The following is a 15307-nucleotide window of genomic DNA, read 5'->3' as shown; positions in this document are numbered from 1 at the left end:
TCGTCCGTCATCACAAAGCATTTCAAAAACTTGCCCGGAGGTTTTTCAAATGTCCAATCCGTATCTCCAATTACTTAAAGAAATCGTAATCGAATTAGGAAAAAATAGTTTGCTTCACTTAGAAGGACACTTGGATGCCGGTTTGAAAGGATCTCATAAAGAATTAGTCACATTCGTAGACCGTCAAAATGAACATACAGCAGCACAACGAATCCATGAAAGTTACCCCCATCACAAAATCATGGGAGAAGAAAGTTACAGCGGAGATGCTTTTGAGCAGGACGATCTCGTTTGGGTTATTGATCCCATCGACGGGACAACAAACTATGTGCATCAGAAGCAGAGTTTTGCCATCTCGATCGCTTTGTACCGGAATGGTCAAGGGTTATGCGGGGCTGTGTATGATCCTGTTAAGGAAGAGCTTTTCTGGGCAGAAAAAGGCTCCGGTGCTTATCTGAACAACCAGCGACTATGGATTCATACTGAATCAGCGGAATTATCCAGATCATTAATTGCGACATACATTCGATATGACCAGGAAGAAAAAGAGCTTGGATTGGATCGGTTTGTACACCAAATAGCTAATGGCTCCAGAGGAATCCGCATGACCGGATGCGGCTCTCTGGAATTAGCCTACGTGGCTTGCGGGCGATTTGATGCGTATTTTAGTTCTTACCAAAAGCCGTGGGATTTTGCTGCCGGTAAATTGCTAATCGAAGAATCAGGCGGTACCGTGACTTGTTTAAACGGAGAACCGGTTAAGGTATACCTCCCTGGCACCAGCATTCTTGCTGCCGGAAAAGACCTCCACCAAGAGATATTAGGAATTTCCAAAGCCGTTTTGTATTTTTGAGACTCTAACAAAATATAAAGTGTCCAATGAATAGTACAAAAGACTATCCGTTATCGGATAGTCTTTTGCTTGTTTACATTAAAAGTTTAAATGGCTTCTGTTTGACCGCATGGCTCAATATTCGAACGCAAATACCGGATGTTCAAGATCGTTTATGTAGACCCGGAATTCTCCCGGTTCAACCGTCTTCCTCAAATCGGCATCTACATATCTCAAGTCCTCCAAGGTGATGGGCATCTCGACGTTCGCGGAACCATAAGCCGGAACCGGAACGACCTGGTAAGCCTTCATTTCCCGAACCGGACGAACCGTCCTGGATACGACATCTTCAATATACAGGATGACGATCTCCGAGTATTCGTATTGGCTGGGATTATTTATCTGAAAGGTCACCCACAAATCCTCGGTCTCCGTGATTCGGCTGCCTGATATAACGAAGTCCGAATAGGTCGCTTGAGCGTAGGTTAACCCATGGCCAAACGGGAACAGCGGTCCGATTTCGCAATCCTGATACCGGCTGCTGTAGCTGGATGTGTTGGCTGGCCGGCCCGTGCTGTACTCGTTGTAATAAATCGGCGTCTGTGCCGAAACGCGGGGGAATGACATCGTCAGCTTACCTGTTGGAGTCGCTTGACCGGTCAGAAGCTTTGCAACAGCCACCCCTGCCCTTGTCCCCGGGTACCAGCACCATAGCAACGCTGGCATATCGTCGACGATATCCTGCAGCGCCAGCGGCCGGCCGGAGAAGCAAACGCAGGCATACGGCAGCCCGGTTTTCTTTACATCCTGAATCAGCTGCTTTTGCTTGTCTTCCAGCTCGAGTTTGACGCTGCTGTGTCCCTCTCCACTTTGCTCCCAATACTCGCCGATCGCCACGACGATGTAATCACATCGGTCCAGCACCTCTTTCGGGCAATCCTCCAGCGTAGCAAAAGTAGCGACCGACAGCGAGTCATCTGCCTGTTGTAAACCTTCTTCCAGCGATACGGCATCGCGGAAGCGGCCTTTGCAGGCCCAATTCCCTAGCAGCTCTCGCGTGCGAGCGAACGGTCCAACAAGAATAATGTTTCGGTGCTCCGGACGCAGCGGTAGTATCTCATTCTCGTTCTTCAGCAAAACGCAGCTTCGTATGCCCGCTTCTTCAGCGAGCGCAAGGGAAACCGGATTCAGAATAACCTCGTCTTCATTGGCTTCGTCCGCGAATGGATTTTCAAACAGGCCCAGTTCGTTTTTGAGTCGCAGTACCTTCATCACGGCCGCGTCCACGTCCTCCAGCAGTTCCGGCCGCTCTGCAACGATGGCCTCAAAATGCTCCAGGTAATGCGTCGAAACCATCTCAATGTCGACGCCCGCTTCCAGCGCCAATTCGGCAGCTTCTTTACCGTCTCGGGCCACGCGGTGCTTCTGCAGCTCGGTAACTGCGCCCCAGTCAGAGATGACCAAATCCTCAAATCCGTACTGGCCTCTCAGAATTTCCTTGAGCATTTCGGAGCTGGCTGTTACCGGCACCCCATTGAAACTGTTAAACGAGCTCATGACCAATTTCGGCCGTTCCTGCAGCGCGATCTCATAAGGTTTGCCGTAGAACTCGAAAAATTCCCGCATGGACATATCGACGGCATTGTAATCTTTCCCCCGCAACTCCCGCTCCGTACGCTGCAAAATGCTTCAGGCAGGCAGCGACGCCGTCCGGGGCGATTCGCCCATCGCGGAGGATTTTCTGATACCCGCGGATCATGGCTCTGCCCAGGTTGCCGGATAGCAAAGGGTCCTCGCCGAACGATTCCATGACCCGGCCCCAGCGGGCGTCCCTGACTAGATCCGTCATCGGTGAGAAGTTGACGTGGATGCCGGCCGCCCGCAGCTCGGAAGCTGTCTCTTCAGCCACCAGTTTCACCAGCTGCTCATCCCAACTGCAGGACAGGCCGAGGGGGATCGGGAAAATCGTCCGGTAACCGTGAATCGCGTCGTGCATGAAGAGCAAGGGGATTTTCAACCGGGAGCGCTGCAGGTACTCTGCCTGAATCCGATTGGTCGTTTCGGCGCCGGAGGCGCCAATGACGCTGCCGATCGTGTAGATCGTGTCCTCGTCCAGGATGTGCTGCGGGTAGGCGGGTCCAGTCTCCACCATTTCCTCGTCGACTTGGCCAACGTAAAGCTCGCCCGTAATTTGCGACAACTGTCCGAACTTTTCTTTCAGCGTCATGGACGCCAGTAACTCTTTCAATCGGTTATTATCCATCGTAAGGCCTCTCTTCCGGATTACACCCATTCGAGGGCGGGCAAAATGTCCTTTTGGAGCTCGCACATTTCGTCGATCATCGCGCAGGCCTGATAATAAGTTGGCGCGCTTGGATCGAGCAGAATCGCTTGCAGCAGCTTCGTCTTCGACTTTTCAACGAACGCTTCGAGCAGCAGCTTGTGAATGGTGCCTTGAATGTGAATCGTGCCAATCACCGCCGTCGGCAGGTCAACGGTCATCGGCTTCAGTGCGATACCTTGCCCGTTGACGAACGCCTGCGTCTCAACCACCATATCGTCGGGAAGACCGCGGATAGCGCCGTTGTTCGGCAAGTTCACGGAATTGATCTGCACCTCGTCATCGAAAAAGATCGCCTCAATGATCGGAATGGCGTATTCGTTGCTCGGACTAACTTTTTCTTTATCGAACGTGTAAGCTTGTTTAACCCAGCTTTCCTGCGATTGCACACTGTCGAACAGTCCTTTGTCCAGGCTGCTGCCGCTCGCAGCATAGACAAAATCCGGCGTTCTCGAGCCTTCCTTCCACAGCTGCTCCCGAATCGGATTATAGCGATACTGCAGCGACAGCCCTGCATAAAAATCGTCTGCATAAGATACGTATTCACCGGAATGGTTCGTCCCCGGGTATGGATAATAGCCGTAAATGTGATACATCGCTCTTGACAGCCCGATATGATCGAACTGTGCCAGGCGATTAGCTTTGCTCTCTTTTTCGCGGAACAACGGATACAGATCTTCACCCGTCTTCTTGTCCCAAATCTTCGTAAAGAAGCCGAAGTGGTTCAAGCCGCCGCCTTCGATGCCGATTTCTTCCGGCTTCCGCTCCAGAAACTCGCACAATTGATGAATGCCCATATCCAAACCGTGGCAGAGGCCCACAATCTTAATGGAAGTCAACTTGGAAATGGCCTCAACCAATTTTGCTTCCGGATTCGTGTAGTTAATGAACCAGGCGTCCGGGCATACTTTTTCCATCGTCCGGGCAATTTCGAGCATGGGCCCAAGATTGCGGAGCGTATGGAACATCGATCCGGGTCCGCCGTTCTCCCCGTAGATTTGCTTGCTGCCGAAGCGGCGTGGAATGTGGAAATCCTGAGACCAGTAGAAGTAACGCTCCACCTCGATCGCAACAATGGCGAAGTCGGCACCCTGCAGCGCTTGCTCCAGATTCGTCGTCTGCCAGATTGAAGCCGGATGGGAAAAAGAATCAAACATTTCCTTCGCATATCGATACGTCCGGTTGACGTTCTCCTCGCTAATATCCATGAGTGCGATTTCAAGTTCCGCTTCGTTTCTGAGCCGTGGAGACAGAACGATATCCTGCAGGGCTCCCAAGGCGAACGAGACGCTTCCCGCTCCGATTAACGCAATCTTCATCTTTTTCATCGTTAAACAACTCCTTTGTGATCTATTCTTTCAAAGCACCCACCATGACGCCTGAAATAATCTTGCGTTGGAAGATGATGTAAGCCAGCGCAGCCGGAAGGGCCGAAACAACGGCAGCCGTGGCAATCATGGGATAATCCATGGTGAACTTGGTTTGAAAATAATTTAGTCCGACCGGCAGCGTTCTCAATGCGTCATTCTGGATCAAAATGGTCGGAAGCATAAAGTTGTTCCATGTTCCGATTGCCGTAAACACGATGAGGGATACCATGGGTGGATACAGCATCGGCATGATAATATGATACAAATTTTTCGCTTCAGTCGAGCCGTCGATCCGGGCTGATTCCAACAGGGCATAAGGGATGTCTTTCATAAACCCTCTCAGCAGAAAAATGGAGAACGGAATATTCATCGCGATTTGCGGCAGAATGAGTGCCCAAATCGTATTCAGCAAGCCCATGGACCTTAAATTGTTGAACAACGGAATGATGATCAAATCCAAAGGAACCGTTAATCCCCAGAGGACGATCAGGAAAAATATGCTCTTGCCCCTGAATTTCATGAACGCAAATGGATAAGCGCCGAGCATAGACAACAAGACGACCAACACAACGACCACGACGGTAACGATGACGCTATTCTTATAATAGGTAAGAAAATTGCCGACTTCCCAGATACGAGAATAATTCTCCCAATGGAAAACATGCGGCAGCGCTAAGGGGCCGTCCATGTTGATATCGTTCATCGTTTTTAGTGATGTGCTGATGACGAGCAGAAACGGAGCGACCGTCAACAGCGCCGTGCAGATCATGAAGGCATAGACAAGTGTGCGTCGCAAAAGCAAAGATCGGGTCATATTCATCAGCTTTGATCCCTTTCTCTCATCCAAATGATGGTTCTCGAAACGATGAGAATAAATAACGTCATAATAATGGAAGCGGCCGCTGCAAACCCCAACCGATTGACAATAAAGCCTTGCGTGTAGACATAATAGGAAATGACGTACGAGCTGTATCCCGGTCCGCCTTTGGTGGTGGCCATAACGATGTCAAACACGCTGAAGGAACTGATCGTCATCAGGATGATGACCGTCGTCATCGTTTGCCGCAGACCGGGAATGGTGACGTTCCAGAACTGGCCCCAAGCGCTGCAGCCGTCAATATTTGCGGCGTCGTACAATTGCGAATCCACGCTCTGCAGTGCTGCAGTGAAGAGCATCGTTGTATAGCCGAAGCTGCCCCATACGAAAATGACAAACAGAGCGTACATGACAAGATCAGGATTACCAAGCCAGCCGGTCATCGGCCGTGCGATGCCGAGATGATCCAGAATCGTGGACAGCGGACCAAAGCTTGGATCGTAAATCCACTTCCAGATCACCGCTGCAATAACGGAAGAGATAATCTGTGGGAAGAAAAAGCCCATTTGGAACCACTTCGTGAATCGGATATTCCCACGAACAAGCAAATTAGCAAAAATAAGACCCAGTCCGACGGGAATCGTCGCGCCGCCAACGACCCACAGCAGCGTGTTCTTGATCGCCTGCAAGAACATAGGCTCGTCGGTAAACAGATGAATATAATTTTGTAATCCGATAAACTTCTTCGGACTAATCCCATCCCAGTTCGTCATGCTGATATAAACCGTTTGCAGCGCCGGCCAAATCATGAAGAGAGCCAGCATGGCAAATGCCGGCAGAAGGAACAAGTACGCCAGCGGATTGGTCTTCTCGGCTCCTCTTCGTCTGAACGTACGCCTTTGCTGGGGCATGGCTTCTTGTCTCACTAAGATCACCTCAATCTTGCGGGATGGATACCCCTTAACCCAGACGGGTTAAAGGGCATCTTGTCATAATTTCATTGTGCCTACTGTCCTTGAGCTGCCTCGGTCAGCTTGTTGTACTCCTGCTTAATCTCATTCCATGCCTTCTCAGGTGTGGTTTTCTGGAAGTACATTAACTGCATTTGTTTGTTGATAATATCGAGCAGTCCCGGAACGGCATTGTCGAGGTAGTAGCCCAGTTGAGTGCCTTCAATGGCCTGATCGAAGTCTCTCTTCAAGTCGGAAGCCTCAACCCCAGACATGTCTGCTTTGATCGTTGGTGTCATACCGCCTTCATACCAAAGCTTGACGACATCCGGGTTCATGAACGTGTCTATGAAATCCAGTGCCGCTTGCTTTTTTTCACCGCTTAGATTGGCGTTCAGCGCCCATCCGCCATCTGTTGGATTTACGATCCGGTGTTCCTTGCTGTTCACATCTTGCTGAGGGAAGGCAAATGCTCCGATCGGCATCTTTGTGTCATCAAAAGTCGGGATGACCCAGTTGCCACTGAGGACCATCGCGGACTGTCCCTTCGCAAAATAGGTCGGCACCGCCGTGTCGTCGATTGACGCGTCTTCCTTCCGAAAATATCCGCTTTTATCCCATTCGTTAATTTGGCTCAGCGCTACCGTAAACGCTTGCTCGAACTTAGGCGTAATACCTTGCTGGAAGTAGAACTTATTGATATCGTCCACCGGCACCTGGTTATACAGCATGTGGAACACTGCCCATATTTTCGTTCTATTGGTCATACCGCCATTCTCCAATGGAATGTATCCGGCTTCCTTGACCTTGGCCAGAATCGCGTTAAATTCGTCCACCGTCTTCGGCGGCGTCAAATTCAGCTTCGAAAAAATGTCTTTGTTGTAGTAAACAACGATGGGAGCATTCGCAAACGGAACGCTGTAGTACTTGCCCGGCGTCCTGGCGTTTTGGAAGTCAATCGCTCCGTTTACTTCTTTGTCGATCCAGCCTCGGCTCTTTATATCGTCAGTAATGTCCATCAAATAATTATTTTTCTGCAGCATCTGCTGCATGGTATCGTCGACGTAGACGATATCCTGACCTGCGCCGGAATTGAAGGACAGCTTTAGGTTTTGCGTATATTCAGACCATGGACTAGGGTTGTATTCAATGGTGACGTCGGGATGTGTCTTGTTGAAGATCTTGATCGTTTCATTCATGATATTGACCCGGGCCTCGTCGGTCATGGAGGAAGTGACGTTCAACGTAATTTTGCCTGAACCGGATGAGCCGCCGGAAGAAGACCCAGCCGAATTTCCCCCATTGGAACCGCAACCAAAAAGGCTGACAATCATGACGGTCAAACTGACGAATAAAAGACTCGCTTTCATTTTAGACATTGGAATGCCCCCTCTTCTCATCTCTAAAATAGTTTACTGCCTAGCCGTGGGGTTCGCTTTTCAGCGAACCAACGCTGCGGCTGCCTCGTCCATGTAGACGTAGACATTGGGATGGCGCTGCAGAACCGTGACCGGTATCTCGCTCGTCACCTCGTGCTTAAGAGCCTTTCTCATGATATCCGCTTTTTTGTCTCCGTCCGCGATTAGAATCACAGTACCGGCCTGCATTAGATGTTTGATCCCGAGTGTAATGCCCTTTTGGACGTCCTTCTGATCCGGAAAGTATTTCACAGAAACCTGCTTCGTAGTAGAGTCGAGGTCCGTCACATACGAATACCCTTCAAAGTCGGCATAGGGTTCGTTAAAGCCCAAATGACCGTTCAATCCAACGCCGAGCAGTAATAAATCAATCGTTCCGTGTGCCCCGATGAATTCGTCCATCGCCTTGCATTCCGCTTCCAGATCATTGCTGGTCCCGTTAAAGAAATGGATATTTTGCTCCTTAATTCCGCAAGGTTCAAATAAATGGCGGTCCATCGTCTCCCGACAGCTTCCTTCATCCGAAGCTCCTAGGCCAACCCATTCGTCCAGACTGATAAATTTGCACTGATCAAGGCTTAGCCTTCCCTGGTGCACCGCTTCTACCAAACAGGAGAACGTGCCGAGCGGAGTATTGCCGGCAGCAAAGCAAACCAGCAAGTCAGGTTTTTGCCTGATTTGATGAATAATCATTTCGGCGGCTTGTGACGACATTTCATGATAATTGCGTGCGATATGCGTTTTCATGCCAATCCCCCCTGTTTAAATCCATACCTGCTTTTTCAAATGCTAGCGCGACTGCTCCGATGGCCCCTGCTTCTTCCCCGATGGAAGTCAATTCGATCGAAGTGGGAATCGGCGTCAAGCTCGACACCGTTGAGCGAATAAGTTCGAGCACCGGTTCCAACGATTGTGAGACTCCACCGCAAAGAATGACCTTCTGGGGATTAAGCAGACTCACCATGTTGGCAATCCCGATCGACAAATCTGTCACGAACTGTTGGACGATCCCTTTCGACTTCTCGTCACCGCGGGCGTATTGCTCGAATAGTTCATGAGGCAACGCACCGTATTGTGATAAGGCAACTCCTGAGATCTTCTTCTCAAATTGGCCGAAATCGCCGAAAGCGTTAACACGATCACCGAGCATGTCCTGCTCGACAACCAAATACGCGACTTCCCCGGCCATATGGTTGCTGCCCTTCACCAGCGATCCGTTCGCAATGATCGCACTGCCCACGCCCGTTCCGATCGCTACGACGACAAAATCTTCCGAGTTTTTCGCTGAGCCAAGCCACTTCTCGCCAAGTGCTGTACAATTGACATCGTTGTCAACGAAAATCGGCTTGTCGAAGTACCGCTGCATACATTCCCGAAACGGTACATGATCCCACTGCAGCGCAGGCGCCTCAATCACGCTGCCTTCCTCGCTGTTGGTAATGCCCGGAACCCCGAAGCCCATGGCGGCCACTTGATCCAGAGAGATGCCGGCGGCGCGCAGACTTTCCTTGATATGCTCAGAAATAACATCAAATTCGCCGCTGGTGTTCACTTTTTTCCTGTGTACGATATCGCCGGCTTGGTTAGCGATCAGAATCATGATCTTCGTTCCGCCGATATCGACTCCGACACCGTATAACTGTTCAGCTTGAGACAGCTGTGCATTGTTCCTTTTCACTGTTTAATCACTCTGTCGGCACCCCAGTTTCCGCTGTTTTAAGTTAGTTTGTTCTGTGTACGTACTAACTAAAACGAATAATAAACCGATTTCATAGGGATGTCAATAAAAAAATGCGGTTGGTTCTACATTCGAACCAACCGCATGATGAATTAAGTTTGTGAGCAAACCGCTCCTAAATAACGTTTTGTTCCTGATCAAAGGCGTAAGCGATAACACCAAGGACTCCAGCTTCTACACCCATTTGTGAAGTCTCTACTGTCGTTCGAATCGGGGTCATCCGGTCAACGGTGGAACGGATTTCGGCTAACACGGGCTCCAGATACCCGGCCATTTCGCCTCCAAGAATCACTTTCTCGGGGTTAAGCAGGCTGACCATGTTGGCGATCCCGATCGATAGGTGTGTAACGAAATGGCTAACCGTTTGAACGGATTGGGGATCATCTTGTGCATAGGCACGGAAAAGAGCCTGGACCGAGCTCTCGTCATCAGCGAGCGATTTGCCCGAAACCTTTTTCTCAAAGACCCCGAATTGTCCAGCTACATTCACCTGATTCCGCATGACGTCTTCTTCTTGGATCAGATATGCGATTTCTCCGGCCATGAAATCCTTGCCATGCACCAGGTTGCCATTCGCGACAATCGCGCTGCCGACACCCGAGCCCATTCCGATCGAGATGTAGATAAAATTCTCCAGGTCCTTGGCCCCGCCGACCCAACGTTCACCAAGAGCCGCGCAGTTCACGTCGTTGTTTGCGTAGACGGGCTTGGCCAAGTATTTTTTCATTTCGTCGACAAAGGCAACATCCTTCCAGCCAAGCTCTGGCGCATCCACAATGATTCCTTTTTTACTGTTGGTAAGACCCGGAATACAGAATCCAATGGCTATCACTTTATCCATCGATATAGACGCTTTATCTAAACTCGCTAGGATGCACTCATAGATTGTCTTAAAGTCGTTGCCTAAGTCCGATCGATCTTTCCATACCATGTTCCCATCCAAATCCGTGATGCAGATAAACAGCCCGTCCGCCATCAGCTCGACGCCAATCCCGAAACCGGATTTCGGATTAAATTCGAGCTCGATCGCCCTTCTCCCGCCTTCCCTGGTTGATGACCCGAGACCGGTTTCCACCACGAATTTCTTTGCGATTAATTCGTCGACGATGGACGAAACTGTCGAACGGCTGAAATTGAGACGCTGTGCGACTTTAGCACGGCTGATGGGCTGCTGGGAGCGTATCGTTTCGAGTACGAGATCCCTATTAATTTTTTTTAAAAGCTCCAAGTTTCCTTTTCTCACAATCCCATTCTCCCTGCATTAGGTTTAAGCCTAATGTAATCGATAGGATTAAACCCGTCAAATGGACAGATCTGCAGGGATATTATTTTTTTGCTCCGTTTTCACACGGACAATTCAAATAGGGATGCAGGCGACGCCTTCCTGTTTCGTCTTTCGGAATCCCAAAGGCGAGGAGGCATCGGATTTTGCTGGTCCAGTCCTTGTTTCGTTATCTACGGTTCAGAGCGATGCGAGATAGAAGAACGTCTGGATATTACCCGTAACCCAACTAAAATAAAAAGCCTGATCCATTAAGGATCAGGCAACTCGTCCCAGCCGGAATGTGGCGCGCTATCTGCAAAGTCGTTGTACCCCCATCGATGAAAATGGATTCTCCAAGTCGAATTGCTGCTGCCTTACTTCCGATTCGCATTTTCTTTACCGTTAATATACCTGAGCGTTCCTGTATCGTGATGCCCTTTCCCTCAAAGATCGCCCCGCCATACGTCCTTCTAACGCTTCTGGATTCCTCTAACTTCTCTAAGTCACGGCGGGGTGGGCCGCTTATGCTTTTGCCCGGAGGATCATTATTTCATGCGCGCTTCGTAATCTGCGGAAGGAAGTTCCATTTCATCCTCTTCGATGACAGGTATTCTTACGATCGATGGATCAGTAAAAACGTCAAATTCGTCTCGACTCGTGCTAGAAAACTCTGACACTACCGCTCCTTCCGGTCCTGCCTGAAACCAATGCTTCATTCCCGATGGAATCGTGTATTGCTCACCAGGACGGAGAACAATCTCGTGAAACACCGTATATACAGGTTCGCTTCCTTTGGGAACGACCGCATGAATGCTACTCATCGGTGTTCCCTCCACGTACAAGTAAACAGTTCCCCATCTGCATCGGAACGTCTCCATTTTGCCAGGTTCCCCGTTCACTGGGGGATGAAGATGCTCAGGACATGTCTGTTTTGGGAAAAGCGCCAACTCCTTCGCGCAATAACGCTCCGTATTAACATAAGTGACAATCTCCAGGCCCTGAAGATCGAGGTTTCCAAGTCCGAAGCCTGCGATTTCGATACCTTCCCGCTCCTCTTCCGTCAAAACGATTCCCGCACGACCAAATAATTCAGCCGCACGCGCCTGTGCTTGTTTGAACTCACTTCGTTTCAGATTCATCTTTTAACCCCCTTCATTCATGATTCTGTTCATAAAGTCGCAGCCCCTGTAAATCTAAAATACGCCAATCATCAAGCGGGATCATTTGGCCGCTCTGTGGCCAACCCTCATGAATTCTGCTCAGAACATCCTTCCAGGACCGCATGCCGCTTACCGCATCTGCTCGCTCCACATTGCATGCTCCGACACCGACGGCTCCCAGCATCGTATTTTCGATGGTAAGCCTGTTCATCACTCCAACCAGAAACCCTGCGATTGTACAATCCCCCGCACCTGTTGTTCCGACAGCCTCGACCTGAAAGCAGGGAACGAGAAGCTCGCGATTCATCCAATTATCCGTACACGAAGGCGCACATGCTCCCATCGCGGAAAGCCGTTCAGTGTCGTTGGAAGTACGGATGTAGAGACCATATTCGCCCAGCTTAAAACCGACTACGGCAGCACCCATCCCCAACAGTTCTTCTGCCATCGATGACAACATCGAACCGTCTGCACAGGATAAAAGATCTTTCCCTGCGTATTCCCGCACCATTTTTTGATAGATCTCAGGATGAAGCATGAACAAAATTTCTTCATAGCTAGGCAGAAATATATCCACAAAAGGGAGCACGTCAGTGAGAATCTTACGCCAATCGGCTCGACCAGCAGGCGATGCCGGGTCAGGCATGGCGGTATCAAGCGACACCGTTGCTCCGAGGGCCTTGATCTTTGATAGAAGTCTAACAAGCTCCTTCCCGTTGTTCTCGAACATTTGACGCATCAGCGGAGGATAGCCGAAATGAAACAACTTGGTTCCCTCCAACAGATCCGTTTGTATATCTTCCGCGCAAAATGTATCGTTCGCTCCCGTTGCGTGAAGGAATACTCGGTCTACACCTGGAGGGCTTATTACGACAGTATACGAACTTATTTCTCCTGGAGTAAGGATCATCCCTTCCGTCAGAGCGCTACTATATTCCGAAAGCCCATCCAATATCGCCTTTCCAAAAAGGTCATCCCCTACTTTCCCCATCAATTGAACCGCAAACCCAAGCCGGTGAAGAGCCAGTCCGGTATTGGAGACCGCTCCGCCTGTAGACATCAATGCAGGACCGATGGCCGTCAGCCTCCCAGGTACAAGCAGATCGCCAAGCCCATTCGCAAGACCCGAAATCTCGGGGATGACATCCAAGCAAATATGTCCGGCTACTACAAAATCAGCCGAAACTTTCTTCACCTTAACCCCCCCAATCTAACATTACTGTTTCACCAGTGCGCTCCGACTCGAGCGCAGCTGTAAAGATGCGATGGCTTCCTTCCGCCTCTTCAGGTGTGGCACAGTAGAAAGGCTGCCGCATATCGCCCCGGTGAGCCAACTCATCACAGAAAGCGGCCCACATCTGCAGAATCGAATCAGAGAAACCAAATTCGAATATTCCGCCCGTAATGGTGGAGTAAGCGGATTTGTAAGGCGCATCGACGATATGCCAGGCCTGCTGTTCTCCCGGCTCATAAGGGAGGGATGCAACTTGCTTGGGATTTTTGGTCGTAAACTCAGCTGAAAACGCCGTGCCCTGGATACGAATAAACCAGGTGTTTGCATGCCCCGGTGCAATACGTTTTGTAGAAAGGAGCATCGGAAACTGCTGGCTGTCCGTCTTCACTTCACATGCAAGTAGCGCATTGTCCCACGTCTCGCAAGGTGCAGCTCCGCCTTTGCCATCCGGCCGTTCAGGTATGATCTTGGACAATAACGCTCGAACGTTCGAAGGCTTCCACCCGAATCGTAGGGGAAGATGAAGAACATGCATACCCAAATCGCCCATGCAGCCATACTCGCCGTTACTGGAGATTCTTCTTTTCCAATTAATGGGTTTCGTCGGATCCAAGTCGCTGGAATGCCAGAAACCCGCTTCGACTTCAATAATGCGTCCGAATTTCCCCTCATTTACCCATTCGACAACTTGCTGCGCCCCGGGGAAGAAAGGGAACTCCGACGAGCAGCGTACTATAACGTCCGGATTGTCATTAAGCGCCTTTTGGATGGCGGCGTTCGCATGGCGGTCGATTCCGAACGGCTTTTCGCCTAACAGGTGTTTGCCAGCCTTAATGATATCGATATAGATTTGCTCATGAAGATTGTGCGGTACTGCGCAGTAAACTGCTTCAAGCGACGAATCCGCCAGCAATTCCCGATAGTCTGTATACACATGCTCTACGCTCGGAACTTGATGCCTGAACCATTGAGTTGCAGCCGGATTAGCGTCACAAACTGCCACGATTCGCGGCTCGAAATCCACATCCACGAGATGACACCATCTTGCTGCTGCGCTAGCGAATTCCTTGCCCATAAGACCGCAACCAATAACGCCGAAACGAATGATCTTTTTCTCCATTAAGCCTGGTCCCCTTTCAAAATCGCAAGTGCCTGTTCGGCTCCCGCTCCCTCATGGACAATCGCCATTAATGCAGAAGTCATAGCGGCTGGATTCGGGTGTTGGATGACATTGCGACCGTATACGATCCCAGAAGCACCTTGCTTCATCAATTCTACGGTGCGGTACATAATTTCTTCATCACTGGCGCGGCCCCCGCCTCGAACCAGTACCGGAACCCCAGAAGCAATCTCAATTACCCGGTGGTATTCCCTCACATCATCGCACGGGTCCGCCTTTATGACGTCTGCACCAAGCTCCACTGCCTGGCGGACTAAAGGCATGATTTTATTAAGATCGCCATCCACCATGTATGCGCCTTTCACTTCATTCGGCTGCATGACCAACGGCTCGACCATTAGTGGCATCCCGTATTTCTCACATTCTGTTTTAAGCTGTGCAATATTACGCACGCACTGATGATGCAGTTCCGGTTGATTCGGTAATAGCAGCAAATTGACACATACCGCGACGGCATCCAGAACCACCGCTTGTTCGATTGCTCGGTCAATCAACTCGCTGAACAGAAACCGCGGAAGGGAGCCTCCATAAATATTGGCCACATCCGTTCTTAGAACGAGCCCTGGCTTATGTTTGCCGGGAATATCTTGAAGCAGCTTTGCTTGACCTGCACTTAATTGAACGCAGTCCGGTCCAGCTTTTACAATTGTCTCAACGGCTTGCTTCATATTCTCAATGCCTGATAAAAAAGAACATTCATTAAAAAAGCCATGATCGATTGCAACATCGAAGCATTTTCCTTGCTCACTAAACATACGATTCAATCTAGCTTTTGTCGACACCACTGAATCATCACTCCCACCAAGGAATTGTTTATTTATAACACTAAAATGTTATTTTCAAACACAATTTTAAAGTAAACTCTCACATCTGTCTATATATCTCTGCGAATTTTTCCTCCCTTTGATAAATGCAACCATCTGACGAGACGTTCATCATAGGATGATCTGGCAGATTTCGCTTAAGATCTCCCGTCATGATTATTTGTCATGCAGAAGCCCTT

Annotated in this window: 15 protein-coding genes; 1 reads left to right on the top strand and 14 read right to left on the bottom strand. The window is 49.8% G+C overall.

Annotation, left to right across the window (positions count from 1 at the left end):
* Nucleotides 1-49 precede the first annotated feature (49 nt).
* The gene (locus GCU45_RS25570) at nucleotides 50-853 is read left to right on the top strand and encodes an inositol monophosphatase family protein (RefSeq protein WP_167527224.1); all 804 of its coding nucleotides are present in this window, start codon (nucleotides 50-52) and stop codon (nucleotides 851-853) included.
* A 114-nt stretch (nucleotides 854-967) separates the two neighbouring features.
* Here the strand turns inward: GCU45_RS25570 and GCU45_RS34450 are convergent, their stop codons facing one another.
* From GCU45_RS34450 to GCU45_RS25505, 14 genes are all read right to left on the bottom strand, one after another.
* Nucleotides 968-2494 (bottom strand): glycoside hydrolase family 3 C-terminal domain-containing protein, encoded by a 1527-nt coding sequence (locus tag GCU45_RS34450; protein ID WP_280117452.1) that lies wholly within the window; start codon nucleotides 2492-2494, stop codon nucleotides 968-970.
* Complete coding sequence (locus GCU45_RS34445; RefSeq protein WP_280117451.1) at nucleotides 2421-3095, bottom strand: glycoside hydrolase family 3 N-terminal domain-containing protein; 675 nt, start codon at nucleotides 3093-3095, stop codon at nucleotides 2421-2423. Before GCU45_RS34445 ends, GCU45_RS34450 begins: the two co-directional genes overlap by 74 nt.
* A gap of 20 nt (nucleotides 3096-3115) precedes the next feature.
* Entirely contained in the window at nucleotides 3116-4501 is a 1386-nt protein-coding gene (locus GCU45_RS25560; protein WP_152401470.1) for a family 4 glycosyl hydrolase, read from the bottom strand.
* A gap of 22 nt (nucleotides 4502-4523) precedes the next feature.
* On the bottom strand, nucleotides 4524-5363 hold the full coding sequence (locus GCU45_RS25555) for a carbohydrate ABC transporter permease (protein ID WP_152401468.1): 840 nt from the start codon (nucleotides 5361-5363) through the stop codon (nucleotides 4524-4526).
* Nucleotides 5363-6271: a carbohydrate ABC transporter permease gene (locus GCU45_RS25550; protein ID WP_152401466.1), complete on the bottom strand. Its 909-nt coding sequence runs from the start codon at nucleotides 6269-6271 to the stop codon at nucleotides 5363-5365. The genes GCU45_RS25555 and GCU45_RS25550 overlap by 1 nt, the downstream gene beginning before the upstream one ends.
* A gap of 95 nt (nucleotides 6272-6366) precedes the next feature.
* Nucleotides 6367-7689 carry an ABC transporter substrate-binding protein gene (locus GCU45_RS25545; protein ID WP_167527223.1) on the bottom strand — a complete coding sequence of 441 codons (1323 nt, stop codon included), beginning with the start codon at nucleotides 7687-7689 and terminating at the stop codon, nucleotides 6367-6369.
* A gap of 60 nt (nucleotides 7690-7749) precedes the next feature.
* Entirely contained in the window at nucleotides 7750-8475 is a 726-nt protein-coding gene (locus GCU45_RS25540; protein WP_152401460.1) for a glucosamine-6-phosphate deaminase, read from the bottom strand.
* Nucleotides 8444-9406 (bottom strand): ROK family protein, encoded by a 963-nt coding sequence (locus tag GCU45_RS25535; protein ID WP_152401457.1) that lies wholly within the window; start codon nucleotides 9404-9406, stop codon nucleotides 8444-8446. The genes GCU45_RS25540 and GCU45_RS25535 overlap by 32 nt, the downstream gene beginning before the upstream one ends.
* A gap of 175 nt (nucleotides 9407-9581) precedes the next feature.
* Nucleotides 9582-10709: an ROK family transcriptional regulator gene (locus GCU45_RS25530; RefSeq protein ID WP_152401455.1), complete on the bottom strand. Its 1128-nt coding sequence runs from the start codon at nucleotides 10707-10709 to the stop codon at nucleotides 9582-9584.
* Nucleotides 10710-10977: 268 nt separating this feature from the next.
* Entirely contained in the window at nucleotides 10978-11256 is a 279-nt protein-coding gene (locus GCU45_RS25525) for a DeoR family transcriptional regulator (protein ID WP_152403323.1), read from the bottom strand.
* Nucleotides 11257-11275: 19 nt separating this feature from the next.
* Nucleotides 11276-11869, bottom strand: coding sequence for a D-lyxose/D-mannose family sugar isomerase (locus tag GCU45_RS25520; RefSeq protein ID WP_152401453.1), 594 nt, complete (start codon nucleotides 11867-11869; stop codon nucleotides 11276-11278).
* A gap of 13 nt (nucleotides 11870-11882) precedes the next feature.
* The gene (locus GCU45_RS25515) at nucleotides 11883-13085 is read right to left on the bottom strand and encodes a carbohydrate kinase family protein (protein ID WP_152401451.1); all 1203 of its coding nucleotides are present in this window, start codon (nucleotides 13083-13085) and stop codon (nucleotides 11883-11885) included.
* 1 nt (nucleotide 13086) lies between these two features.
* On the bottom strand, nucleotides 13087-14244 hold the full coding sequence (locus tag GCU45_RS25510) for a Gfo/Idh/MocA family protein (protein ID WP_152401449.1): 1158 nt from the start codon (nucleotides 14242-14244) through the stop codon (nucleotides 13087-13089).
* The gene (locus GCU45_RS25505; protein ID WP_244364255.1) at nucleotides 14244-15089 is read right to left on the bottom strand and encodes a class I fructose-bisphosphate aldolase; all 846 of its coding nucleotides are present in this window, start codon (nucleotides 15087-15089) and stop codon (nucleotides 14244-14246) included. Before GCU45_RS25505 ends, GCU45_RS25510 begins: the two co-directional genes overlap by 1 nt.
* Nucleotides 15090-15307 lie beyond the last annotated feature (218 nt).

This window comes from Paenibacillus cellulositrophicus (genome assembly GCF_009363095.1).
Classification (GTDB): Bacteria; Bacillota; Bacilli; order Paenibacillales; family Paenibacillaceae; genus Paenibacillus_AQ; species Paenibacillus_AQ favisporus.
The sequence above is the reverse complement of the archived record's forward strand: the minus strand, read 5'-3'. Positions and strand labels throughout refer to the sequence as shown.